Annotated in this window: 25 protein-coding genes and 1 other RNA gene; 16 read left to right on the forward strand and 10 right to left on the reverse strand. The window is 56.0% G+C overall.

Annotation, left to right across the window (positions count from 1 at the left end; translation table 11 throughout):
- Window positions 1-37 precede the first annotated feature (37 nt).
- The gene (locus K0H63_RS18260; RefSeq protein WP_220065908.1) at window positions 38-1,192 is read left to right on the forward strand and encodes a porin; all 1,155 of its coding nucleotides are present in this window, start codon (window positions 38-40) and stop codon (window positions 1,190-1,192) included.
- Here the strand turns inward: K0H63_RS18260 and K0H63_RS18265 are convergent.
- From K0H63_RS18265 to K0H63_RS18275, 3 genes are all read right to left on the reverse strand, one after another.
- A complete protein-coding gene (locus K0H63_RS18265; RefSeq protein ID WP_220065909.1) occupies window positions 1,180-1,326 on the reverse strand; it encodes a hypothetical protein in 147 nt (48 codons plus the stop codon). The genes K0H63_RS18260 and K0H63_RS18265 overlap by 13 nt on opposite strands.
- Window positions 1,327-1,363: 37 nt before the next feature.
- The gene (locus K0H63_RS18270) at window positions 1,364-2,779 is read right to left on the reverse strand and encodes a homospermidine synthase (RefSeq protein ID WP_220065910.1); all 1,416 of its coding nucleotides are present in this window, start codon (window positions 2,777-2,779) and stop codon (window positions 1,364-1,366) included.
- Window positions 2,780-2,890: 111 nt separating this feature from the next.
- Window positions 2,891-3,355, reverse strand: coding sequence for a methyltransferase family protein (locus K0H63_RS18275; RefSeq protein WP_220065911.1), 465 nt, complete (start codon window positions 3,353-3,355; stop codon window positions 2,891-2,893).
- A gap of 95 nt (window positions 3,356-3,450) precedes the next feature.
- Between K0H63_RS18275 and K0H63_RS18280 the strand changes: the two genes are divergently transcribed.
- The gene (locus tag K0H63_RS18280; protein ID WP_220065912.1) at window positions 3,451-4,044 is read left to right on the forward strand and encodes a GNAT family N-acetyltransferase; all 594 of its coding nucleotides are present in this window, start codon (window positions 3,451-3,453) and stop codon (window positions 4,042-4,044) included.
- Here the strand turns inward: K0H63_RS18280 and K0H63_RS18285 are convergent.
- Window positions 4,033-5,001, reverse strand: coding sequence for a hypothetical protein (locus tag K0H63_RS18285; RefSeq protein ID WP_220065913.1), 969 nt, complete (start codon window positions 4,999-5,001; stop codon window positions 4,033-4,035). The genes K0H63_RS18280 and K0H63_RS18285 overlap by 12 nt on opposite strands.
- A gap of 204 nt (window positions 5,002-5,205) precedes the next feature.
- On the opposite strand from K0H63_RS18285, the gene K0H63_RS18290 reads away from it, so the two are divergent.
- The 7 genes from K0H63_RS18290 to K0H63_RS18320 all read left to right on the forward strand — a co-directional run bounded on the left by K0H63_RS18290 (window position 5,206) and on the right by K0H63_RS18320 (window position 9,830).
- A complete protein-coding gene (locus K0H63_RS18290) occupies window positions 5,206-5,601 on the forward strand; it encodes a BlaI/MecI/CopY family transcriptional regulator (RefSeq protein ID WP_220065914.1) in 396 nt (131 codons plus the stop codon).
- A complete protein-coding gene (locus tag K0H63_RS18295) occupies window positions 5,594-6,805 on the forward strand; it encodes a M56 family metallopeptidase (RefSeq protein ID WP_220065915.1) in 1,212 nt (403 codons plus the stop codon). Before K0H63_RS18290 ends, K0H63_RS18295 begins: the two co-directional genes overlap by 8 nt.
- 232 nt (window positions 6,806-7,037) lie before the next feature.
- Window positions 7,038-7,577: a peptide-methionine (S)-S-oxide reductase gene (locus K0H63_RS18300; RefSeq protein WP_220065916.1), complete on the forward strand. Its 540-nt coding sequence runs from the start codon at window positions 7,038-7,040 to the stop codon at window positions 7,575-7,577.
- A gap of 20 nt (window positions 7,578-7,597) precedes the next feature.
- On the forward strand, window positions 7,598-8,068 hold the full coding sequence (locus K0H63_RS18305) for a hypothetical protein (RefSeq protein ID WP_220065917.1): 471 nt from the start codon (window positions 7,598-7,600) through the stop codon (window positions 8,066-8,068).
- A gap of 29 nt (window positions 8,069-8,097) precedes the next feature.
- A complete protein-coding gene (locus tag K0H63_RS18310) occupies window positions 8,098-8,400 on the forward strand; it encodes a hypothetical protein (RefSeq protein WP_220065918.1) in 303 nt (100 codons plus the stop codon).
- 179 nt (window positions 8,401-8,579) lie between these two features.
- Window positions 8,580-9,233, forward strand: coding sequence for a type B chloramphenicol O-acetyltransferase (gene catB / locus K0H63_RS18315; RefSeq protein ID WP_220065919.1), 654 nt, complete (start codon window positions 8,580-8,582; stop codon window positions 9,231-9,233).
- Between the two features lie 48 nt (window positions 9,234-9,281).
- Window positions 9,282-9,830 (forward strand): HPP family protein, encoded by a 549-nt coding sequence (locus tag K0H63_RS18320; protein WP_220065920.1) that lies wholly within the window; start codon window positions 9,282-9,284, stop codon window positions 9,828-9,830.
- Between the two features lie 49 nt (window positions 9,831-9,879).
- Here K0H63_RS18320 and K0H63_RS18325 read toward each other — a convergent pair whose 3' ends face one another.
- Window positions 9,880-10,317 (reverse strand): helix-turn-helix domain-containing protein, encoded by a 438-nt coding sequence (locus K0H63_RS18325; RefSeq protein ID WP_220065921.1) that lies wholly within the window; start codon window positions 10,315-10,317, stop codon window positions 9,880-9,882.
- A gap of 75 nt (window positions 10,318-10,392) precedes the next feature.
- Between K0H63_RS18325 and K0H63_RS18330 the strand changes: the two genes are divergently transcribed.
- Window positions 10,393-10,884: a DUF2938 domain-containing protein gene (locus K0H63_RS18330; protein ID WP_220065922.1), complete on the forward strand. Its 492-nt coding sequence runs from the start codon at window positions 10,393-10,395 to the stop codon at window positions 10,882-10,884.
- 97 nt (window positions 10,885-10,981) lie between these two features.
- On the opposite strand, the gene K0H63_RS18335 is transcribed toward K0H63_RS18330, so the two are convergent.
- Both K0H63_RS18335 and K0H63_RS18340 read right to left on the reverse strand, forming a co-directional pair.
- Window positions 10,982-13,384, reverse strand: a complete 2,403-nt coding sequence (locus K0H63_RS18335; RefSeq protein WP_220067947.1) for a YgiQ family radical SAM protein — start codon at window positions 13,382-13,384, stop codon at window positions 10,982-10,984.
- Window positions 13,385-13,528: 144 nt separating this feature from the next.
- A complete protein-coding gene (locus tag K0H63_RS18340; protein WP_220065923.1) occupies window positions 13,529-13,933 on the reverse strand; it encodes an MAPEG family protein in 405 nt (134 codons plus the stop codon).
- A 147-nt stretch (window positions 13,934-14,080) separates the two neighbouring features.
- Between K0H63_RS18340 and K0H63_RS18345 the strand changes: the two genes are divergently transcribed.
- Window positions 14,081-15,301 (forward strand): threonine/serine exporter family protein, encoded by a 1,221-nt coding sequence (locus tag K0H63_RS18345; protein ID WP_041410642.1) that lies wholly within the window; start codon window positions 14,081-14,083, stop codon window positions 15,299-15,301.
- A 159-nt stretch (window positions 15,302-15,460) separates the two neighbouring features.
- Window positions 15,461-17,092: a BamA/TamA family outer membrane protein gene (locus K0H63_RS18350; RefSeq protein ID WP_434086734.1), complete on the forward strand. Its 1,632-nt coding sequence runs from the start codon at window positions 15,461-15,463 to the stop codon at window positions 17,090-17,092.
- 94 nt (window positions 17,093-17,186) lie between these two features.
- On the opposite strand, the gene rnpB is transcribed toward K0H63_RS18350, so the two are convergent.
- An RNA gene (gene rnpB / locus K0H63_RS18355) (RNase P RNA component class A) lies at window positions 17,187-17,544 on the reverse strand.
- 65 nt (window positions 17,545-17,609) lie between these two features.
- Window positions 17,610-18,455: a 16S rRNA (cytidine(1402)-2'-O)-methyltransferase gene (rsmI, locus tag K0H63_RS18360; RefSeq protein WP_220065925.1), complete on the reverse strand. Its 846-nt coding sequence runs from the start codon at window positions 18,453-18,455 to the stop codon at window positions 17,610-17,612.
- Window positions 18,456-18,543: 88 nt separating this feature from the next.
- Between rsmI and K0H63_RS18365 the strand changes: the two genes are divergently transcribed.
- The 4 genes from K0H63_RS18365 to K0H63_RS18380 all read left to right on the forward strand — a co-directional run bounded on the left by K0H63_RS18365 (window position 18,544) and on the right by K0H63_RS18380 (window position 21,959).
- A complete protein-coding gene (locus tag K0H63_RS18365) occupies window positions 18,544-20,373 on the forward strand; it encodes a penicillin-binding protein activator (RefSeq protein WP_220065926.1) in 1,830 nt (609 codons plus the stop codon).
- Entirely contained in the window at window positions 20,370-20,696 is a 327-nt protein-coding gene (locus tag K0H63_RS18370) for a YraN family protein (protein WP_220065927.1), read from the forward strand. The genes K0H63_RS18365 and K0H63_RS18370 overlap by 4 nt, the downstream gene beginning before the upstream one ends.
- 106 nt (window positions 20,697-20,802) lie before the next feature.
- Window positions 20,803-21,396: a phosphoheptose isomerase gene (locus K0H63_RS18375; RefSeq protein WP_011761463.1), complete on the forward strand. Its 594-nt coding sequence runs from the start codon at window positions 20,803-20,805 to the stop codon at window positions 21,394-21,396.
- Entirely contained in the window at window positions 21,393-21,959 is a 567-nt protein-coding gene (locus tag K0H63_RS18380) for a BON domain-containing protein (protein WP_220065928.1), read from the forward strand. Before K0H63_RS18375 ends, K0H63_RS18380 begins: the two co-directional genes overlap by 4 nt.
- Here K0H63_RS18380 and K0H63_RS18385 read toward each other — a convergent pair.
- Window positions 21,949-22,821, reverse strand: a complete 873-nt coding sequence (locus K0H63_RS18385) for a DMT family transporter (RefSeq protein ID WP_220065929.1) — start codon at window positions 22,819-22,821, stop codon at window positions 21,949-21,951. The genes K0H63_RS18380 and K0H63_RS18385 overlap by 11 nt on opposite strands.
- Between the last annotated feature and the right edge of the window lie 11 nt (window positions 22,822-22,832).

Below are 22,832 nucleotides of genomic sequence, written 5' to 3' on the forward strand. Positions count from 1 at the left end.
GTGGCGGGGCCACAGCAAGATATTCGAAGGTGGAATCATGAAAAAATCACAACTGGCACTGCTGCTGCCACTGCTCGTTGGCGCCACTGCCGCCAACGCCATGGAGCTGTACAACGACAACAAGAACAGCCTCGGCCTCACCGGCTGGCTCGGATTTAACGCCCTCTACGATGGCGACGAGACTGCGGTGAATGACAACCTGTCGCAGCTGCGTTTTACCTTCGAGCGGGAAGAACGCAATGGCTGGCGCGCCTATGCGGTGACCGAATGGGGCGTGAACATCGTCTCGGGCAACGAAGATCTGGTGATGCAGGGCGGCAAGCTGAATGCCGAAAAGAGTGGCGACTTCCTCAATAACCGCCTGGGTTATGTGGGCCTGTCCCACGACCAATATGGCAGCCTGACGTTCGGCAAGCAGTGGGGCGCTTACTATGATGTGGCCGGCACCACCGACCTGCCCAACGTGTTTGCCGGTTACAGCGTAGGTGCCTACGGCTTCGGTGATGGCGGCCTGACCGGCACTGGCCGCGCCGATAGCGCCTTTTTGTACCGTAACAGCTTTGGCCCCGTCTCCATCGCGTTGCAATACGCCGCCAAAAACAACGGCGATATCAGCGTGACCGACAGCGACGGCAACCAGATTGACGATGCTGAGCTCAGTTTTGACAACAGCTACGGCGCCTCCGTGACCTGGGCCGTAACCGATAAGTTCAGCTTGCTGGCGGGCATGAACCGGGGTGACATCACAGGCCACATCGGTAACAGCCAAATCGATGAAGCCAATCAAATCATCGGCATAGGTGCCATGTACGGCAGTTACTACCACTATGCCGACGAGCGCAAGGCCGACGGCTTGTACCTGGGTTTCAATGCCCACAAGAGTGAAAACAATGAACAGGTGAATGGCGATTTGTACGACGCCACCGGCGCCGAGCTGATGCTGGCCTGGCAGGCGGATAACGGCTTTGTACCTATGGCAGTGCTGACCTATCTCGATTTGGATACCGACGACAACACACCCATCACCGGCAACTGGACCCGCCGCTTCGCCATGGTAGGGCTGCACTACAGGTACAGCCTGGATACTGTGATGTTTTTCGAAGCCAAGCTCGACTTCTCCGACATGGACGACAAGTCGCTGGAGGCGCTGGAAGACAACCAGTTCGCAGTGGGTATTAACTACTTTTTCTGATTTCGCTCCACAAAAAGCGGCGTGACACACGCCTTGATGACCGCCACACCCGGGGCCTTCGCCATGAAGCCCCGGGCATCAGCGCCGACCTCCACTTCCACCGGTGCTGCGGTTTGGTCATATCCTCTCACCACGGGGATTTCCCGTGGTGCTTTTTGTTTTTTTTACGCACTACACCCGCACATTTTTGAATTGCCAGGCGTAGTCGTCATCCACATCTTCCGGGAAGAGTTCGCCACGCTGATAAAGCGGTGTCCAGTCGGTGTATTCCCCCACCACAGGGCCAAGATAGGGCCCCATGATCTCGAGGTTGCGGCGATAATCCATCTCGTCCGACTCCACCACCCCGGCATTGGGGTTTTCCAGCGCCCAGACGATACCCGCCAGCGCCGCCGAAGTGACCTGCAAACTGGTGGCCCCATTGAAGGACACCAGGGCCCGCGCCTCCTCGATAGACAGCTGCGAGCCATACCAGTAGGCATTCTTCTTATGGCCCGCCAACAGCACACCCAGCTCGTCGATGCCGCTGACAATCTCGTCCCGCATCAGCCGCTGACGCGACTGCAGCTGGAAGTTTTTGCCGTTGAACTCGTGCAGCGACATCACCGCATCGTCGCAGGGGTGATAGGCGTAATGGCAGGTGGGACGATATACCAGCCTGCCATCCTGCTTGAGGGTAAAGAAATCGGCGATGGAGATGGCTTCGTTGTGGGTGATCAAAAAGCCGTGGAAATGGCCGTAGTTGGGGGTCCAGGTGCGCACCTTCACGGTCGCGCCGGGGCGCTTTAAGTAAATGGCCGCGCCGCAGCCTTCCTCGTGGCGGCCACCATCACGGGGGAAGTGTTTCTCGTGGGTGCCCCAACCCAGTTCGGCGGGCTGAGCACCTTCGCTGACAAAGCCATCGCAGGACCAGGTATTTACGAACTCATCCATGGCCTTGGCCTGATTGGCCACCTGGGTATCGCGCTCGGCGATGTGAATAACCTCGATGTTGAGGTCATGGGCGAGTTTGGCCCATTCATCGCGGCTTGTGGGCTCGATATGGGTGCCGAAAATATCCTGCTGCAGGTTCATCAGCGCCTGTTTCACCAGATGGGATACCATGCCCGGATTGGCCCCCTGGGCCACCACGGCAGTGGGGCCGCCGCGGTACTTGTCTTTCAGTGCCAGCACCCGCTCCCGCAGGGCGTAGTTGGAGCGGGCGGCAAAAGACTTGCTGGGGTCGGTGTAACCGCCTGCCCATGGCTCGATACAGGTGTCCAGATAGCGGGCGCCACGGGCCTGACAAAACTCAATCAGGGCGATAGAGGACACATCCACCGACAGATTCACCAAAAAGTCATCCTTGCCCACCAGCGGTGCGAGTTCACTCTGATAATTCTTGCGGGTGAGGGGCATCTCGATAAAGCGAATACCGAGCTTGTCGGCCTCTTCGCGGCCTCTGTCGTCGGCGGTAATGATGCAGATGTTTTTGGGTGAGATATCGATGTGGCGCAGGATAAGCGGCAGCAGGCCCTGACCTATGCTGCCAAAGCCGACTATCAGGATGCGGCCCGGGGCTTTGACGTACTTGATCGGCTCTGTCATGTCGGTGAGAAACCTCCTTCCGGCAAGGCCTCTGTGACCGAGGCCATGGAATATTCATCGGCGGATGAGCACAAATTCTGCCTGCCAGGCATTAAACCTGACCCTCTGACACTACAACCAGCGCCTGACCCTGGCCTTATATTCGGTAAAGGCATCACCGAAGCGTGCCGCCACCATGGCTTCTTCGGCGGGAATACGCTGGGTGTTCATCAGCACAAAAAAGCACAGCGGTGACAGCAGCGTCAGTGGCCGCCCAAGTAAACATACCTCGGCCGCCAACAGCAATAACATACCCAGATACATGGGGTTACGAGTGAGACTATAGATACCATGGGTAACCAGCGCATCCGGTGACTTGGTTGGATCTACCGTGGTGCCAACCCGCCGGAAGAGGCCTGCGGCGGCTAACAAAAGCAGGGTACCCGCCGTCCCCAGCGTCACGCCAACAAGCAGCAACAATCGATTTGCACTAAGCCAGGGCTCGCCATCCAACAGGCTGATACCAGCGGTCGCAGCCAGACCCAACATCAAAAACAGCGGGTATCTGGTCAGTGCTGCAACCATCATCTTGCCCATTCAGCGTCCTTAGGTGTTTGGCTATGGCGTTACCCGAGTGTAACATCGCAGGGATTAAAGGATGCTTGAAATTTACCCGCCACCGGAACGCCGTCATGCCAAATCCGCCAGACACCCTCAGTCAGTGCCTCAGCCAGCACCACAGTAAAGCCGCTGAATTCGATGCAAAAAATTGGACTGTACGGCTGATACGCGAAGAGGATGCCAACTCGGTTGCAGACTACTTTGGCCGCAATCGGGACCACTTTTCGCCCTGGGAGCCGCTGCGGGAGGCAGACTACCACAGCGCCGCCCAGTGGCAGACGCGCATCAACGCATCGCTGGTTGAGACCAGCAATTGCAGCTATCTGGTACTGGCCGATTCAGCACAAATTTGGGGCATGGCAACCCTCAGTAATCAGGTGCGCGGCCCATTTCAGGCCTGTTATCTGGGCTACGGCATCGACCAGTCGCTGCAAGGTAAGGGGTATGCCACCCAATTGTGTGAGGCCGCCCTCGCCTATGCCTTCGATGCGCTGAAACTACACAGGGTAATGGCCAATTACATGCCATCCAACCACAGATCCGCCGCGCTGCTAAAGCGGCTTGGGTTCGAAAAGGAAGGCCTGGCCCGCGCCTATCTTCAAATCAACGGCCAATGGGAAGACCATGTGCTTACCGCAAAGATTGGCTCCGGGTCAGCCCGTTAAGTTACCCAACTTCGCAAAACGCCTGGCACTGTTGATCGCCGTTCGCGGCGAGCTTTCGTATTGCCAGGGTTCAGGCAGGTATTTGTCTCTCACCTGCAGCAGGTATTTGCTGGCCAGCATTTTTTCGCGCCCCTTGAAAAAGGCAAAGGCATAGAAATTTGCCGCGATGTTGGCGAGATACTTGTCTGCGCCGGTGAGACAGGTATCAGTAACGGCCAAGGCGCGCAGCTCGTCGAGAATATGCTCCTGCATAAAATAGTGGTCGGCGAAGGGGACTTCTTCCTGCATGGCACTCAACCAGCGCTCCACCCAAACCGACACCAGCAGCGAGTTGTATGCTGGATTTCTGGATGCCAGCGCCCTTGCCACCTGTTCGTCGAGCTCATCCTCGCCAAACCATTTTTCATTGAGAATTTGCATCAGGGTCATGCCCAGCGGCAGATCTGCCGTTTCACTTTCAAACAACAGGGCAAGGGTTTCCTGCGCCAATACCCAGGCATCCCCGGTGGCAGCCTGGGCCCACAACAGCTCTTGCCGCACCCGCAGATCCCGGGGCGAGATATCCCTGGCTTGCTGCAGCACATTCACGGCCTGATTACCCCAGCGCTGCCATTTTCGTACCGCGCTTTGGGGCAGATAGTCTATGGTCAGGCCGGAGCGTGCTTTCCAGGCCCGAATGAGTAAGCGTCGCCCCTCAAACAGGGCCGGGATCGGGCTGGATGAGGCACGAAGCCAGGGCCCAAACCAGCGTTCGGCGTCGGCCTGAACGGCAAAATAGCCAATCAGCACTTCCTGTTCGCCCCGGCTGATGGCATCGAATGTGGCTTCAAACTGTGGCCAATCCCGATTGCGAAGCCATCCCTCAAACTCAGCTATTCGGCCGTAGCCGAGGGCGGGATCATGATCCGTTTTTTGTCCAAAGATTCGTACATACCAATAAACGAGTGGCTTCAGCATCTTCATTCCCTGAATGCGTAAAAAATACAGCCTACTGAAAATAAATAATAAATTCACCAGCCACCTGTGGGCTAAGCCGCTTTTTATGCCGTTCCGCTTCCACGAGCCGGCAAAACACAGCCCCATAAAAATTATACTTGCCATAACGATTACACCTGTAATATTAATAGTATTACACGTGTAATTGATTAAGCAGGCAGCGCCATGACCCAACCCGAATTGAAAGACATCAGCCCCACCGAACTGGAAGTGCTTAAGGTGCTGTGGCAGCAAGCGCCCCTCAGCGCCAACGAAATAGTCGAGGCACTTAACCGCGAGGGAGAGTGGCATGAGAAAACCGTCAAAACCCTGATAAACCGCTTAGTGAACAAGGGGGCATTGGGGTTTGAAAAGGATGGTCGCGCCTATCTTTACTTCCCAAAGCTCGCCGAACATTCCTATCAACGCAAAGAGAGCCTGAGCTTTATCGAGCGGGTATTCGGCGGCAAGTTGGCGCCTCTGGTAGCGGGCTTTGCGGGCAGCAATAAGCTGACCGAAGAGGATGTAGCCGAGCTTAAGCAGCTTATCGACGCCTGGGAGAAGGAGCAAAAGCATGATTGAGCTGATTCTCAGGCTCACGCCGCCACTGACGCTGCTGCTGGCACTGCTTCTGCTGCTGCGCCCCTGGGTGCTTGAGCGCTTCGGTGCCCGCTTCCAATACGGTCTGTGGCTATGTGTGCCGGTGTTGCTGCTGGCGCTTATCGTACCTTTGGCAAGCCCTGCCGGTGGCAGTGCGATGGAAACCTATAGAGTCACCCTGGGCGAGATTTCCCACGGCGCAGGCAAAGCCGATTGGCTGAACGCGGCATATGTCACCGGTCTGGTGCTTGCTGTGTCTGTGCTCGGCTTAAGCCTGATTCGTCTTGCCCGGCTTATGCAAGGCGCCAAGCCTGCCGCAGACACCAAGAGCACAGGCACGCGTTTGCTGACATCCACCGAAACCGAAGGCCCTTTTGTATTCGGCCTGTTTCGTCCCACTGTTGTGCTGCCCGACGGCTTTGAAACACGTTTCAGCATTAAAGATCAACAGCTTATTCTTGCCCACGAGCTCAGCCATTGGCGCCGGGGCGATCTGCATTGCAACTTACTGGCGCTGGCGCTGTTGTGCCTGTGCTGGTTTAACCCCCTGTGCCTGCTGGCGTATCGCCGCTTCAGACAGGATCAGGAAATGGCCTGCGACGCCGATGTCACCATCGAGCTCAGCCAGGCCGACCGTATTGCCTATGGCCGCGCGCTCATTGGCAATGCCGCTACGGTTGCCCGGAGTTGGCAGCCGCTTTCACACCACTATGGAGATAAACACACCATGCAACAACGACTCATACAGCTCAAACACAGCAAGGGTTTCAGCGCGGCTTCGCTGCTGACACCACTGGCACTGGTGGCCGCCCTCGGTATCTGGGCCCAGGCTCCGGCCATGGCTGGCGACAGCAAAGATCTCAGCAAGCCTGTGGTTCGGATTGAGCCCAAGTACCCCATAGATGCCGCTAAACAGGGTATCGAAGGCTATGTCCAGGCAAGGTTTGATATCAATGCCGAAGGCAAAGTATCCAATGTCGTGATTTTCAAATCTGAGCCCCAAGGCATGTTTGATAAGGTATCAATCGATGCGCTGAACCAATGGCAATATGAGCCCAAGGCCAACAATGGCGTCGAGGTACAACTCGACTACAGGCTGGCCCCACCTGAGCCCGTCAGTCAAAAGCCGGGTGACGGTGAGCGCGAACGCATCGCAGTACTGCCCCACAATGAAGAAAAACACTGATATCTCAGCCCTAAGCGATACACCTGAATTTCCGGCAAGTGGCCAAACTGCCGGTTAAGCAGATGCGATGCAACGCCACAAGCGGGCCGGCCCTTGTGGTATTGCGTTGCCTTTCTCCCCTCAAGCGCCTGTCCCCCCCCTTTGTCACTCAACGCTGGCCTGCAGAAAAGTCGCCTACAGGAAAGTGAAATCCGCTATGACGGGTCTTATGGATTAACGAATGGAGAGGCCTATGATGCACAGTTCCCACACCACCAAGTTGCCAGGCTCCGCAACCAATGACGTAACAAAACTGGCCGAAATTACCCTCGGCGGAGGTTGCCATTGGTGTATCGAAGCGGTGTTTCAAAGCCTGAGCGGGGTAATCAAGGTCGAGCAGGGCTTTGCACAATCTGCGCCGCCCTGTGACAGCTGGTCAGAGGCGGCACGGGTGAGTTTTGATCCCGAAAAGATAAGCGAAGAGCAGCTGGTACGGGTGCATCTTCACACCCACTCCGCCACCAAGGCCCACAGCCTGCGCGGCAAATATCGCTCGGCGCTGTACTTTCACAACCACAATCAGCAGCAACGGCTGACTGAGATATTAACCGTGCTTGGCATCGAATTCTTCCAGCCCCTTATCACCCAAATTTTGCCGCTTCAAGGCTTTAAAGCCTCTCCGGCTCAGTACCAAAACTACTATCAAACCGCCCCAGACAGGCCATTTTGCCAGGTTTATATTGCCCCCAAACTTGAAAAGCTGGCGCGGCTATTGGAGGATGACAAGTCGTGATTTGACCACAAGGGACTGACATGGAATACGCACAGGAATACACCAAAAGGGAAAAATGGACGCGGGTGTGCCTGTATTCGCTGCTTGGATTGCTGCTGATTATGGGCCAGCGGTTATGGTTCAATCCATTTATCGAGGACTTCGCCAATCGCCCCCACTGCTATCAGTTTGCCGGCCTGAATGGTGCCGACTATTTCTGGCAGCTCATCCTGGTGGGCATTCCGGTACTGGTGCTTATCCCAATGCTGTTCACTCTGGTGCCGATGGCCATCAGGGGATTGGTGCAAGGCCGCTTTCCCCCCGAAGGCGAGAAAGTATATAAACCCACATTGGTAGTCCGTGGCGCCAAAGCCTATGTGAAACCTGTACTCTACCTGACCATAACGGTTGCCTGCGTCCTCTTGATCTGGTGGGGGCATCAGCAAGCCGCTATCATGCCAGCGTTGGACAGCGATAAGCTGGACCCCGCACTGTGTCAGTCAGACACGTAATCAATTCAGATTGGTTTAGGAGAAACCTGATGTCCTGGATTTGCAAACATTGCCACACCAAGGTGGAAGACGACGCCTTTGAAATTTGCTGGCAGTGCAATACTCCCCGAGACGGCGAAGTGCCTGCTCCAAAAGCTGCGCTCGCGTGTTTGCGTTGCCATACTCCCCTGCGTTTTGTCGGAAGCAAAGACTTTCATGAAGGCAGCCGTTGGGGCGTGCTGGGTGAACTGGGAGAGCTTTTCGTCAACAAAGAAGCCCTCGACATGTATGCCTGCCAAAGCTGTGGCAAGGTGGAATTTTTTCTCACCGGCTATCAGGGCGAAGACCTTTAATCTTATACAACTAATGCCCAGCGTGTCTGCCAAAGCGGCACTGACGCCGGGCTCGCTCGATTGGCATCGCCAACAATACTCTGGAAATCGCGCGCTGCTTTTCCTTCCTCACAGCCGTGGCGCGCACCTTTCCTCCCATGCCTTGATTCAGAAGACTTTGCATCATTGGGAACCTTGAGATGACCAACTACTTTGACAATCCCTTTGCGGGCAAACCGATAAAAGACCAGATTACCAATCCCAACATTAAGGTTGGCCGCCACAGCTATTACTCCGGCTACTACCACGGACACAGTTTTGATGACTGCGCCCACTACCTGAGCCCTGAACGCGACGATGTTGACCAGCTCATCATAGGCAACTTCTGCTCTATTGGTTCGGGCGCCGTGTTTATGATGGCGGGCAATCAGGGACACAGGACCGACTGGATTACCACCTTCCCGTTTTTCTATCAGGACAACCCGCACTTCGCCGGCGCCATAGATGGCTTTCGCCGCGCGGGCAATACAGTGGTGGGCAATGATGTGTGGATTGGCTCTGAAGCCATGATCATGCCCGGTGTAACCATAGGTGATGGCGCTGTGATAGCCAGCCGGGCGCTGGTTACCAAGGACGTTGCACCCTATGAGATTGTCGGTGCCAACCCCGCCAGGCATATACGTTTTCGATTTGATGAACGTCAAATACAGCGATTACTGGAAATGACATGGTGGCACTGGCGCGACGATGAGTTGCAAGGCGCCATGGCACTGTTGTGTTCGGGGGATATCGACGGCCTTTATCAATATTGGCAACAGCAGATACTGCCAAACCGGGCCGACCAGACGCCCTGATCCAATCCAACCCAACCCAACCATCCGCCTCGGGAGATGCAGCAATCTATGAAGTTTTATTTACGCCGGATGAAGCCCAAGGCGGCCTGTCCACCACGCCCGCCGATGAAAAAAATCCTCTGGTCCTGGCTCGGCGCCTTTGTGGGCATCTATCTGGTAGCCAATCTGGGGCAATGGATGGGACCGGTGGAGCCAGGGCACATGTTTGTGATTGGCTCCTTTGGCGCCTCGGCAGTGCTGGTGTATGGCGCGCCCATGGCGGACTTTTCCCAGCCCCGCAATCTGATATTGGGTAACCTGCTTTCGGCCTTAATTGGCGTGAGTGTGTGGCAGCTTGTGGGCGATAATCCCGTGCTCGCCTCAGCGCTTGCGGTATCGCTTGCGATTGCTGCGATGCACCTGACCCGCACCATGCACCCGCCCGCGGGCGCGGCGGCGCTGATTGCCGTGATTGGCGGTGACAGCGTTCAGCGCCTCGGCTACCTGTATGCCGTTACCCCGGTGCTGCTCGGCTCGGTGGCCCTACTGTTGGTGGCGCTGGTTATCAATAACCTGTCATCCAACCCCAAACGTCACTATCCACGCTACTGGCTCTAGGCGACTGGAATCAGGCCGCTGTGATTGCGAAAGCGGTCTCCTGACGCAGCTAGCGCGCTGGCTTTTTCTGCCCGGAGGCAAGCCCCGACTGACGCTGCTTTTTGTCAGCTTTCGCAGCATGCTGCATCAGGCGCTGAAACTTGGGACATTCCAGGTAACTGGGGGCGCTGCACTGGGCTGCATGCCTAAGGCCATCGCGCATGGTGCTTAGCCTTTGGATGCGGGCATCCAATTCATCGGCCTTTTCCACCAGCTTGGCTTTGTCTATTTCAGGAACGCCATCAGTGCCAAGCATGCCGGCAATCTCATCCAGCGAAAACCCCGCCGACTGTCCCAGTGCAATCAGGGCCAGCCGCTCCAAAATGCCGGGCGGAAACACTCGCTTAAGACCGTCGCGGCCGATGGATTGGATAAGCCCCTTTTCCTCATAATATCTGAGCCTTGAAGCCGCTACGCCCGACTGTTTCGCTACCTGTGAAATGTCCACCACATCCTCCTTGACCTCAAGTTGACTTGAAGTTGTACCCTGCTGACGGCTTAACCACAAGGACGGAAGACAAGAATGCTACTTTTGCTGCAAATACTGATAGTTGGCGTGGGGGCGACCCTGGTGATGGATATCTGGGCCATAGTCAGACTCAGGCTGTTTGGGGTACCTTCGCTGAACTATGCCATGGTTGGCCGCTGGCTGCTGTGGATACCCAAAGGGCGTTTTATCCATAACCCGATAGCCAGCTCTGAATCACAGCAAGGCGAAGCCTTGGTTGGCTGGCTTGCCCATTACGCCACAGGCATCGCCTTTGCCGGACTGCTGCTGCCGTTTGCCGGTGCCATCTGGTTTACCGAGCCTACCTTAGCCCCGGCAATCACCCTCGGGCTTGTTACAGTGGCAGCGCCGTTTTTGTTACTACAACCGGCGCTGGGTATGGGCATTGCTGCCTCAAGGGCGCCCAAGCCCTGGCATGCCCGGGCACACAGCCTGCTCACCCACGCCGTGTTTGGTTTAGGCCTGTACCTCAGCGCTCTTATCATCAAGCCGCTTGCGCAGCTTTAACGGCAAATATTGAGTTGATTGCTGGCTCGCTGAAAACAAAAACGCCGCTGAATGCGGCGTTTTTTTAAGACTCAAGCTTCGTTTTTATGAACCAAGCTTATTTGTTCGGCTTGCGGTTTTGGCCTTGTCCGGCAGGCTTAGGCTTGCCAAATATCGGTTTGGCACCGGGGCGCTGATTGCCGCCTTTGCCTTTATTCGGACCACTTTTAGCCGGGCCACTTTTATTTGCGCCACTTTTAGCAGGAGCTGTGCCTGCACCACCTTTACCCTGAGGCTTGGCTTTAGTGGCACCATTGGCTTTGGCACCTGAGGCTTTTTCAGCCGGGCCTTTACGGTCGTCAAACTGATTGGCGCTGAAGCGGGTAAAGGCCTGCTGACCCTTTTCGGCCTTTGGCTTACCGCCCTTGGTACTGTTGCCCTTACCGGCCCACTGCTCGGCGCGGCCTTCCGGCGGCACCAGATGCTGGGTACCAGTGCCAATCAGGTGCTCCTTGCCCATGGCTATCAGGGCCTCACGAATGAGCGGCCAACCGGCGCTGTCGTGGTAACGCAGCAGCGCCTTGTGCAGGCGGCGCTGGCGGCCCTTTTTCGGTACCGGCACTTCTTCACTGCTGTGCTTGACGTTTTTCAGCGAGTTCAGCTCGGTGTGATAGATGGTGGTGGCATTGGCCATGGGTGAAGGATAGAAGTTCTGCACCTGATCCAGCTTGAACTTACGCTCCTTAAGCCAGAGCGCCAGATTCACCATGTCTTCATCCGTGGTGCCCGGGTGGGCCGAGATAAAGTAAGGGATCAGGTACTGCTCCTTGCCCGCCTCTTTCGAGTACTGGTCGAACAGCTCCTTGAACTTGTCGTAGGTGCCCATGCCGGGTTTCATCATCTTCGACAGCGGCCCTTCTTCGGTATGCTCAGGGGCAATCTTCAGGTAGCCACCCACGTGGTGCTTGGCCAGCTCCTTCACATAACGGGGATCCTCGATGGCAAGGTCATAGCGCACGCCGGAGGCAATCAGCACCTTCTTGATACCGGGCACGTCACGGGCGGCGCGGTACAGGTCGATGGTGTGCTGATGGTCAGTATCCAAATGGCCACAGATACTGGGGAATACACAGGACAGGCGGCGGCAGGTCTTCTCGGCCTTCTCACTCTTACAGCCCAAACGGTACATGTTGGCCGTCGGGCCGCCGAGATCGGAAATCACACCGGTAAAGCCGGGCACCTTGGCCTGAATATCCTTGATTTCCTTGACGATAGATTCCTGCGATCGGCTCTGGATAATACGGCCTTCGTGCTCGGTAATGGAGCAGAATGAACAGCCGCCAAAGCAACCCCGCATGATATTGATGGAGGTCTTAATCATGTCGTAGGCAGGGATTTTTTCCTTGCCGTACACGGGGTGCGGCACCCGCTGGTAAGGCAGGTCGAACACCGCATCCATCTCTTCGGTGGACAGGGGCCAGGCCGGAGGATTCACCCAGATACCGCGATCGCCGTGGGGCTGAAACAGGGCACGGGCACAACCGGGGTTTTGCTCCTGATGCAGAATACGCGAGGCGTGGGCGTACAGGTATCTGTCTTCGCTCACCCGCTCGAAGGCGGGCAGGAGCACATAGGTCTGCTCCCATGGACGCGGCTTGGGCGGCTGGATACTGATGGGCTTGGCTACTCGCACACCATCCGGCGCAGTTTCGTCGTTAAATACCTTGGCATCGGTGGGGCCGGATAAATTCTGACAGCCCACATCGTCGGCACCATAAGGGTTGGGGATGGGGTCGATTTTATGCAGCTGATCGATTTTGCGGGAGTCCATGCCGCGCCAGCCGGGCATGGGCGTCTTGCTGATAATGGCGGTACCACGAATATCGGTCAGCTGGGATGCCGCTTCACCGCCAGCCAGACGGTGGGCAATCTCGGCCAGTGGGCGCTCGGCATTGCCGTAAACCAGGATGTCGGCCTTGGCGTCGAAGATCACACTGCGACGCACCTTATCAGACCAATAGTCGTAGTGAGCGATTCGGCGAAGACTGGCCTCGATACCACCAATCACCACGGGGACGTCTTTAAAGGCTTCTTTGCAGCGTTGGGTATATACGGTAACGGCTCGGTCAGGACGCTTGCCACCCACGTTGCCAGGAGTATAGGCGTCGTCGTGGCGCAGTTTGCGATCGGCAGTATAGCGGTTGATCATCGAGTCCATGTTGCCTGCCGTCACCCCGTAAAAGAGGTTGGGCTTACCCAGCTTCATGAAGTCGTCTTTGCTGGACCAATCGGGCTGGGAAATAATGCCCACACGGAATCCCTGCGCTTCCAACATACGGCCAATCACCGCCATGCCAAAGCTGGGGTGGTCCACATAGGCATCGCCCGTGACTATGATGATGTCACAGCTGTCCCAGCCAAGCTGGTCCATCTCGGCCCGGGACATGGGCAGGAAGGGGGCAGTGCCGTAGCACTCGGCCCAGAATCTGGGATAACTGAAAAGGGTGGCTTCAACGCGCATCACACTAACCTGACGACTCAATCACTCTGGCATCATCCCCGGATGACGCCGTTTCAAGGGCGCGGAGTATAACAGGACTCCGCCCTTAAGTGTGACTAAAAAACAACCAAAGACCGAGTTTTTTCGTCGGATGTTATGGCGACATTACCACCCCAGACCAAAGCCCCATTGCGCCAGGTTTATCAGTGCCAGTACCAGCACCAGAATCCAGGTTAGAAGCGTGCCGTAGAAGCGCCCCGCATGGTAACCGCCTCGGCCCTGAGTCAGGCCAATGCCATGGAGTATCCTCGCAATCAACCAGCTTGCGCCGAGCACATGCAGATACAGGGGCGAGAGTCCATTGAGTTCGGCACAGGCCAGTAGGAGGAGCACCATGGGTGCGTATTCCAGAAAATTGCCGTGTACCCGAATTGCCACTTCAAGGCCCTTACTGTGCCCGGCACCCAAACCGATTTTTTCACTGCGCCGCAGCCGCACCACGCCCCAGGCAAACACCAGCATCAAGAGTGCGGATAAGCTTAAATATAAGGCTGTAACCGGTAGTGGCATATTTGTCTCCGAAAGGTTGTTGGATTGGCATTATTCTTTGAAATGTCATTAAATCCGGTTAACCCCCCGGTTGCAACTTGGGGTATGATCCGCGCGCCCGTGCAATCGCGGGCAGGCCGACTAACCTACAGGGTGGACATACTAGGCGTGGACAACGCAGAATTTATTGAAAAGCGCAGGTTTATCATTAAGTTGGGAAAGGCTCTGCACAAGTTTGGCACGCCGGCCTACCGACTAGAAACCCACTTGCAAAATGTATCCAGAATGTTGGGTATCGAGGGGTATTTCCTGATTTCCCCCACCTCCATGACCTTTGTCCTGCAACACGATGCCGATCAGGAATATAACCACGTCGCCCGGGTAAAACCCGGTGAGCTGGATTTGGGCTCCCTCGCCCGCACCGACGAACTGGTGGATGAACTTATAAGCGGTAAGCGCACCCTGCAGGACGCCATGGACCGTCTGGAAGAAATCATCAATAAACCCAACCCCTATGGCCCACTGCTCACCCTGCTGGCGTTCGGCTCGTCGGCGGCCGCCTTTGCCATGCTGATGGGCTCGGGTTGGAACGATGTGCTCTGGTCTGGTTTGCTTGGGCTGATAGTCTATGCGCTGGTGTACCGGGCCGAGCGCTCCAAACGTATGGCGGAGATGCTGGAGCCACTGGCCGCCATCGTCTGCGCCCTGGGCGCCACCTTTATCAGCCAATACGATCCGGGCATCAATATTCCCGTGGTGATTCTATCGGGGATCATTATCTTTATTCCCGGCCTTGCCCTGACGTTGGGATTGGCTGAGCTCGCCGCCCGTGACCTCATGTCAGGCACCATGCGCATCATGGATGCGGTCATGCTGCTGTTTAAGTTGTATTTTGGTGCCATTCTCGGGCTGGTTGTGGGCAAGGCCCTGTTTGGCGAGGCCATTTATATGGAGTCTCAGCCGGTGCCCCGGCTGGCCATATGGTCAGCGGTACCCATTCTGTCCATGGCGCTGGTGATCATCTTTAAAGCCCGTATGAAGGATGCCCCCTGGGGCGTACTGGCCGGGATTGTGGCCTTCTTTTCGGCCATGGCCGGCGGTATCTACCTTGGCGACAGCATAGGTATTTTTATCGGTGCCTTTGCTGTAGGCATATACTCCAATCTCTTTGCCCGTTGGATGAAAGCGCCGGCCTCCATTGCGCTGCTGCAGGGCATAGTTATCCTGGTACCCGGCAGTAAAACCTACATCGGATTGAACGTGCTTATTTCGGGTGAAACCATGCTTAACCAGGCGCATCTGGGGTCACAGATTTTCCTGATTTTTATGTCGCTGATTGCCGGCCTCATCTTTGCCAACGTGGCAGTGCCACCTCGCAGAACCCTCTGAAAAATAGGGGTTGATGGCAAATGTCGTTGGCCCCTTTATCCATCCATAGTTGCACTTAAGCTTAAGTAAAAATTTAAGTTTTTTCGTACCTTGCCTTGACTATCCCCTCTCTTGTGGTGTTAATAAAATGTAGAGACCACAGCTGCAGGGGGGATGGAAATGGCGACAGAGCTTCGACTGAAAGGCGTGTTGTTGGCCCTGCCCCTTGCCTTCAGTGCACTGGCCGAGACGGCCCCGGAAGCGGCTGCCGATGGTGCAGACAGCGCCGATGTGGGCAAAATCCTGGTTATCAGCCATCCCATTTTTGATGAGTCAGATCCTGACACCTTTTTTATTCACCGCTGGGCCAACTTCCTGCACATCAACACCCGGGAGTCCACGGTAAAAAGCCTGCTCAGCTTTAAAGAAACCGATGCCGTCACGCAAAAAGACCTGGATGAAGCGCAGCGCCTGTTGCGTGCCGAGCCGTACCTGCGGGATGCCACCATCAAGTTTGCCGAAAAAGATCCGGACGCCGACGAAGCGAATGGCCACAGAGACGTGGTGGTCGAAACCTGGGACAACTGGTCATTGCTGCCTACAGTCAGCGCCAGTCATAACGGCGGCGACACCAAATATTCATTTGGCATCAAAGAAGACAACCTCCTGGGGACTGGGATAAAAACCCGCCTTAAATATCAATCCGAGCGCGACAGAACCGGCTACAAGGTTGCTTTTGATATACCGCTCACCATAGTGCCCCATGGCAGACTGGCCGCCGACTTTTATGACAACAGCGATGGGGAAGCCGCTTACCTGTATTTCGACCGTCCCTTTTACACGTTGGACGGCAAGCTGATGTATTCGGCAGAAGTGCTGCACGATAAGCGTACCGATACCCTGCGACAAAACGGGGTAGAAGTGAATACATTCGCCCATAATGTGGATTACGTTAACCTGCGTTACGGCTGGCTTTCAGACAAAAACAGTGACCACCTGACCCGGTGGATAATTGGCGCCACCCAAGATAAACACAGCTTTGAACCGAGTGTGTTTTCGCCCAGCGCCGAACTGCCAAAGGACAGGGACTTTCTCTATCCCTGGATAGGTTGGCAGTACATTCAGGATGATTATCGGGTTTTAAGAAACATCCATCTCATCAACTACAACGAAGACTTTAACCTGGGCTGGCAGCATTATTTCACTGCGGGGCTGGAGGTTCAGGACACAGATGGGGATGTACCGGGTGTGCATTTGAGCATGGCCTCGTCCCGTGGTTTTGCCAGCGAAGACAGCCTGCTGCTGTTATGGCTCAAAGGTAGAGCCACCTTAAACACCACGCAAAAAGACAATTATCAGCTGCAGGGCATTGCCGAGTACTTTTATCAGATTAATCCCAAATGGACTGCTTATGGCAAGGCCGTGCTCGGCACCTCCGACAACACCTACGGGGATGTCACCATTGCTCTGGGCGACGAAACCGGGCTCAGGGGTTATCCGAATGACTACCAGCATGGGGATCATCACTGGCTGCTAAGCGCCGAAATCCGCAACTACCCCAATATCAACCTCTATCAGCTGGCAGAACTGGGTTGGGCAGCCTTTATCGATGTAGGACAAGCGTTTGGCGGCCCCGAGGCCGAGCTGAATGAAACCCGGGATCCCATAGCCTCTATTGGTATTGGGGCCCGAATCTATTCATCCCGTTCAAGCTACGGCAATATCGCCCACATTGACCTGACGGTGCCTTTTGGCAGTGGCGAGCATGTGGACAGTTGGGAGTGGCGATTCCTGGTAAAGAATCACTTTTAGGGATGCTGCCACTGAGACAGGAAGGCAGCGCCAGCAAAATAATACTTTGATTTAAAAAGCAAAAAGGCCGCTCGAAAGCGGCCTTTTTGCTGAAAGAGTGAGCCGACCTGTAAGCCGGGTTCTGTTCTCCCCGAAAGGAGTGGCAGCCATTCCTCTAGGCCTGCAATCGCTCGCAGGCTCAAGCAATCTACCCGGTTCCAACGCGAGCCACGCCATAAGGAACCCTATTTGATCTTGCTCCGGGTGGAGTTTACCTTGCCACGAACTGTTGCCAGTCGCGCGGTGCGCTCTTACCGCACCGTTTCACCCTTACCGGCCCGAAGGCAGGCGGTCTGTTCTCTGTTGCACTTGTCGTCGGCTTACGCCGCCCAGACGTTATCTGGCACCCTGCTCTATGGAGCCCGGACTTTCCTCCCCGCTCTTGCGAGCGCAGCGACTGCCCAGTCGACTCGGCGCGGATTATAGCCCAAGCATCCCGGCTCACCAAGGGCTTTCGACCTCCCCCTTGGTTCAGATGTTACAATCCGGCATCCAGACCCGCTTTGTAGAGGGCATTTTTCTTCAAATCGTGAATTTGTGCGGCCATGGCGGCGGCCTTTTTCAGTGGCAATTCAGTGGCCAGCAGCGCCAGTGTTTCCATCGCCTTGGCCGGAATGGCCTCTTCAGTTTCTTCGGCCACAAAGCCGTGACACATCAGCACCATCTCACCTTTTTGCTGATTGTCATCACTCTTGACCCTGGCCAATACCTCGGCCGCGGTTCCGCTCAAAAAGGTTTCGAAGGTCTTGGTCAGCTCACGCGCCATCACCATGGGTCGGTCGGCACCCAACACCGCCACCATGGATTCTAGTGTTTGCAGAATACGGTGGGGTGACTCGTAAAAAATCAGGGTGCGCGGATCTTCCCTCAGCGCGGTCAGCTTATCGTTGCGGCCCTTGTCCTTGGCCGGCAGGAAGCCCTCAAACGAGAAGCGGTCGGAGGGCAGGCCAGAAGCACTGAGCGCAGTAATGGCAGCGCAGGGGCCTGGCAGAGGGATAACGGCAAATCCGGCTTCACGCACCTGGGACACCAGATGATAGCCGGGGTCGGATATCAGCGGCGTGCCGGCATCACTCACCAGCGCCACGGCATCCCCCTGGCTCAACTTCTCAATAATCCACTGGGCACGGGCACGCTCGTTGTGATCGTGCACCGACGTGGTGCGGGTGCTGATACCAAAATGGCTGAAGAGCCGACCCGAATGGCGGGTATCTTCACAGGCTATCAAACTCACGGATTGGAGGATTTCAACGGCCCTCGGGCTCATGTCTCCCAGGTTGCCTATGGGGGTCGGAACAATATAAAGCGCTGGGGGCAGGGACATAATTACCTCTGGAGTATGATGGCCAAGGCTTTAACCCCGGGCCGGAGAAGGTTAAACTGAGCTCAGCATATTACCAGAGTGAAGCCAAGTGTTGAAAAGCCGGAATCAATTGAAATTAGCAGGTGTTGCGTTGTTTCTGTCGTTATTGGCAGGTTGCGCAGGCACGCCAGGGACAGATGTCAGCCAGCCACAGGGACCCGTTTCTTTGGTAAAGGCCGAGCTGTCTTCCAGCCAATATCTGGCGCTGGCCGATTCGGCAAAGGATGCCTCATCCCGCAGCCGCTACCAATTACTGGCCGCCCACGCCTTGCTGAATGAATCCAATCCCCAGGGGGCAGCGCAACTGCTTGGCGCCATCAGAGGCAATCTGGCACAGGACACGGAAATCCAGGCCGAATTCAAATACCTGACCGCCCGGACACTGGAACAATCCGGTGATGCCGCTGCGGCGCTGAAAACCCTGGTTTATCCCAGTCATTGGAAACTGCCAGACTGGCAGTGGGTGTCTTACCATCAGCTGCGGGCACAGCTTTTCCGCCTGAAAAAGCAGCCCATGGACGAGGTGCGAGAACTGGCCGAGCTGGGCAAGTACCTCAATGCCACCGAAGCGGCCGAAGTGAACGATCGCCTGTGGGGTATTCTGGCACCCATGCATGAAGAGACCATTGAAACCTTTATGCAGGAAGCCACATCGCCAATTTACAAGGGTTGGCTGCAGCTGGCCTTTATCGCCAAACACTATGCCGTTGACCCACAAACCCTGGTGCGTTTTCTGGGAGACTGGCAGCGGGAAAATCCATTCCATCCGGCCGCCAACCGTTTACCGTCAGATTTGGACCGCGCCCTCAACGCCAAACCTTATCTGGCCCGCCACATTGCCGTGCTCTTGCCCCTGTCCGGCAGCGCAGCTTCTGCTGGCTATGCCATCAAGCAAGGCATACTGGCAGGCTATCTGGCCGCAGATGACAGCAACACCAAGGTGAGTTTTTACGACAGCGGCGCCAATGCCGTTGCTGCTTATCAGCAGGCGCTCGCTGAGGGGGCCGAATTTATCATTGGCCCTCTGCTGCAAAGCAGCATCGAAGCCATCGAGGCCTTGCCAAAGCCACAAGGGCCCTCTGTGCCTCAGTTGTATCTCAACCAAATTGGCACTTACCAGGCCAATGTCGATAAGTTCTATTTTTCCCTGTCGCCATCTGAAGAAGCCAGCGATGCTGCCGAACGCCTCTATCGTGATGGCGTAGAAAAGCCGCTTCTACTCGCCAGCGCCGACGCCACCGGCCGCCGAATGGCCGAAGCCTTTAACCAAACCTGGCACAAACAAACCGGAGACATGGCCGAAGTCCATTATTTCGAGCAGGGCAATGAAATGAAGCTCACCGTGCAGCGCGCCCTGGGCGTACTGGACAGTGAGGCCCGTATTGCGCGCATGAAAGAGATCCTCGGTCGCAAGCTCGAGGCCGAGTTCCGCTCCCGTGAAGACGTGGATGCCATTTATATGATTGCCAGCCCGCAGGAGATACAGCTGCTCAAACCCTTTATCGATGTGAGCTTTTCGGTATTTGCCGATCCTGTACCCATGTACACCTCAAGCCGCGCCAGACCCCAGGACAACGCCCGTCAGGTGCCGCAGGAATTCAACAATGTCATGGTCAGTGACATTCCCTGGTTGATGCAGTTGAGTAATGAATCAAGGGATATCAATGAGTTATGGCCAACCTGGAACAACGGCCAGAAGCGCCTGTTTATCATGGGCTGGGATGCGCTGGAACTGGTGGGCAAACTGGCGCAAATGCGCGCCTTCCCGGGTTTCCAGTTCCAGGGACGTGGCGGCGTGCTGTCGGTGACCCACGACGGACTCATCAAGCGTCAGCTATCCTGGGGTAAAATTCAGCGCGGTGTACTGAGGCCACTGTGAACCCGGGTCAGCTCGCCGAAGAAAGAGCAATGAAGCACCTGTGCGCCCAAGGGCTGAGGCTTGAGGCGCGCAATGTGCGTTATCCCTTTGGTGAGATTGATTTGGTGATGCGGGAAGGGCGGGTGTACGTGTTTGTGGAAGTCAAATTCCGTACCCCAAAAGGCTTTGGCGACGCTGTGCAGGCGTTATCTCCCGCACAGCAGCAAAGACTCAGGCGCGCAGCTACCCATTACCTCCAGTGCCATCGCATCGACGCCCCCTGCAGGTTCGATATGGTGGCCATTACAGGGGATAAGTTGGAATGGATTAAAGATGCATTTTGATACCAAGCCACCTGCCATATCCATGAACAACAATTTAGCCCCCTGCCCTCTACTCGCGCGCCGCTTTGTGGCATGATAGCGGCAGTTTATTTTGTAAGGATCCACCATGTTAGAACGTATCAAAGACAGCTTTACCGAGTCGATTCAGACCAAGATCGATGCCGCAGAAGCCCTGCCGGATTCTATCGCCAAGGCGGCTGAGATGATGGTGGCCTGCCTTTTGGGTGGCAATAAGATCCTCGCCTGCGGTAACGGCGGCAGTGCCGGTGATGCCCAGCACTTTTCGGCCGAGCTGCTGAACCGCTACGAAGTTGAGCGTCCACCACTGCCGGCCATCGCGCTGACCACGGACTCCTCGACGCTCACGGCCATCGCCAACGACTACAGCTACGATGAGGTGTTTTCCAAGCAGATCCTTGCCCTGGGCCAACCCGGCGACATACTGCTGGCCATCTCCACCAGCGGTAACTCATCCAACGTGATTAAAGCCATGGAAGCCGCCCTGAGCCGCGACATGACCATAGTCGCCCTTACCGGGAAAGACGGTGGTGCCATGGCGGGACTTTTGGGTGCCAGCGACGTGGAAATTCGGGTTCCATCCAATGTGACAGCCCGTATTCAGGAAGTGCACCTGCTGGTGATCCACTGCCTGTGCGACAACATCGACCGCACCCTGTTCCCTCAGGACGAAAACGCATGATACGACTGCTGCTGACCGCACTTGCCTGTATCACACTGACCGGCTGCGCCGGTGCCGTGATGGTAGGCGCCGTCGGTGGCGCCGTGATGGCCAATGACGAGCGCTCTATCTCCACGCAGTTGGACGACACCAACGCCGACTTTGTGATTTCCAGTGCCCTGATGAAAGATGAGGAACTGAAAGCCAAAACCAATATCACCGCCGTGGTCATGAATGGCAACGTGCTGATGATTGGCCAGGCGCCCAATTCCACCCTGAGGGATAAAGCGGTGAAAGTGGTGCAGGATCTCAAGCTCGGCGGTAAGATCCACAACCAAATCCGCATCGGCAATCCCACCTCATTCACCACCCGCAGCAACGACACCTGGATAACCACCAAGGTGAAGGGGCGGATGCTCAATGAGAAGACTCTGGATATCACCCGGGTCAAGGTGGTCACCGAAAACGGTGAAGTCTTTCTGCTGGGACTGATCCCGCGCTCTCAGGCTGAGCTGGCGGTTGAAGTCGCCCGCAACACAGCCGGCGTGCGTAAAGTTATTAAGGTTTTCGAGCTCATCGAATAACCTCAACGTCACTGATGGCCTGCCACAGGCGGGCTATCAGTGGTGAAATCAGCGATGGCAGCACCACCAACGCGGCTCCCCACCACACGTGCTCACCCGGCCACTCATCGAACCACCACCATCCCAGCGCTACGATAAACAAGAGGCCGCTGTATTCGCCAATGGCAATATCCGCCGCTCTCGCTCTGCGGTAGGCCAGCACACAAAACCAGTGATATGCCATTAAAAACAGGTTACTCGCCAGCGCCACGCCGAGTAATGCCCAGCTGAATCCGGCAAAGTTATTGAAGGCGGCAAAAATCAGCGCAATCGGCAGGCCCAGCAAGTTATAGAGCAATATGGTCACCACAGGACTTTCGGTGGCGGACAGCTTTCGAAGCAGCAACTGACACAGCGAGAAAGTGACGGCAGCACCAAGCACCATCAGTCCTGGCCAGCCAATTTGGGTGGGCGCCAGAATAAGCAGAATTCCGCCAAATCCCAGGATGGCACACAGCCACTGACCTGTACTGACGCGCTCACCCAGCAGCCACCAGCCCAACAGCATGATGATGAGGGGCGCGGAATAGAACAGCGAACTGACGGTTGCCAGAGGCAAAGCCATCAGCCCCAGAATTAAAAAAAGCGCGCCAACAACACCAACACTGGCGCGCCAAAGGTGGATTTGTAAGTGTTGCGTATGAGGGCGGCCCGCAAGCCACCACAATGGCAACAGCATCAGGCTGGAGGTTAGTTGTCTGAGCAGTAAAAAGCTGCCGGCGTTGGCATCCTCGGGCAACCACTTCACAGACACATCGTACAGGGCGCTGAAAACGTTTCCTACCAGCAACAACAACAACCCGGCCAGTACAGCTCTTTGCACCTTTAATCACC

This window comes from Shewanella zhangzhouensis, from assembly GCF_019457615.1.
GTDB lineage: Bacteria > Pseudomonadota > Gammaproteobacteria > Enterobacterales > Shewanellaceae > Shewanella > Shewanella zhangzhouensis.

What these genes read in the sequence shown, in the direction of transcription:
- K0H63_RS18260 (WP_220065908.1), top strand. Translation starts at nt 38, where the DNA reads ATGAAAAAATCACAACTGGCACTGCTGCTGCCACTGCTCGTTGGCGCC.
- K0H63_RS18270 (WP_220065910.1), bottom strand. Translation starts at nt 2,779, where the DNA reads ATGACAGAGCCGATCAAGTACGTCAAAGCCCCGGGCCGCATCCTGATA.
- K0H63_RS18275 (WP_220065911.1), bottom strand. Translation starts at nt 3,355, where the DNA reads ATGGGCAAGATGATGGTTGCAGCACTGACCAGATACCCGCTGTTTTTG.
- K0H63_RS18280 (WP_220065912.1), top strand. Translation starts at nt 3,451, where the DNA reads ATGCCAAATCCGCCAGACACCCTCAGTCAGTGCCTCAGCCAGCACCAC.
- K0H63_RS18285 (WP_220065913.1), bottom strand. Translation starts at nt 5,001, where the DNA reads ATGCTGAAGCCACTCGTTTATTGGTATGTACGAATCTTTGGACAAAAA.
- K0H63_RS18290 (WP_220065914.1), top strand. Translation starts at nt 5,206, where the DNA reads ATGACCCAACCCGAATTGAAAGACATCAGCCCCACCGAACTGGAAGTG.
- K0H63_RS18295 (WP_220065915.1), top strand. Translation starts at nt 5,594, where the DNA reads ATGATTGAGCTGATTCTCAGGCTCACGCCGCCACTGACGCTGCTGCTG.
- K0H63_RS18300 (WP_220065916.1), top strand. Translation starts at nt 7,038, where the DNA reads ATGATGCACAGTTCCCACACCACCAAGTTGCCAGGCTCCGCAACCAAT.
- K0H63_RS18305 (WP_220065917.1), top strand. Translation starts at nt 7,598, where the DNA reads ATGGAATACGCACAGGAATACACCAAAAGGGAAAAATGGACGCGGGTG.
- K0H63_RS18310 (WP_220065918.1), top strand. Translation starts at nt 8,098, where the DNA reads ATGTCCTGGATTTGCAAACATTGCCACACCAAGGTGGAAGACGACGCC.
- catB (WP_220065919.1), top strand. Translation starts at nt 8,580, where the DNA reads ATGACCAACTACTTTGACAATCCCTTTGCGGGCAAACCGATAAAAGAC.
- K0H63_RS18320 (WP_220065920.1), top strand. Translation starts at nt 9,282, where the DNA reads ATGAAGTTTTATTTACGCCGGATGAAGCCCAAGGCGGCCTGTCCACCA.
- K0H63_RS18330 (WP_220065922.1), top strand. Translation starts at nt 10,393, where the DNA reads ATGCTACTTTTGCTGCAAATACTGATAGTTGGCGTGGGGGCGACCCTG.
- K0H63_RS18335 (WP_220067947.1), bottom strand. Translation starts at nt 13,384, where the DNA reads ATGCGCGTTGAAGCCACCCTTTTCAGTTATCCCAGATTCTGGGCCGAG.
- K0H63_RS18340 (WP_220065923.1), bottom strand. Translation starts at nt 13,933, where the DNA reads ATGCCACTACCGGTTACAGCCTTATATTTAAGCTTATCCGCACTCTTG.
- K0H63_RS18350 (WP_434086734.1), top strand. Translation starts at nt 15,461, where the DNA reads ATGGCGACAGAGCTTCGACTGAAAGGCGTGTTGTTGGCCCTGCCCCTT.
- rsmI (WP_220065925.1), bottom strand. Translation starts at nt 18,455, where the DNA reads ATGTCCCTGCCCCCAGCGCTTTATATTGTTCCGACCCCCATAGGCAAC.
- K0H63_RS18375 (WP_011761463.1), top strand. Translation starts at nt 20,803, where the DNA reads ATGTTAGAACGTATCAAAGACAGCTTTACCGAGTCGATTCAGACCAAG.
- K0H63_RS18380 (WP_220065928.1), top strand. Translation starts at nt 21,393, where the DNA reads ATGATACGACTGCTGCTGACCGCACTTGCCTGTATCACACTGACCGGC.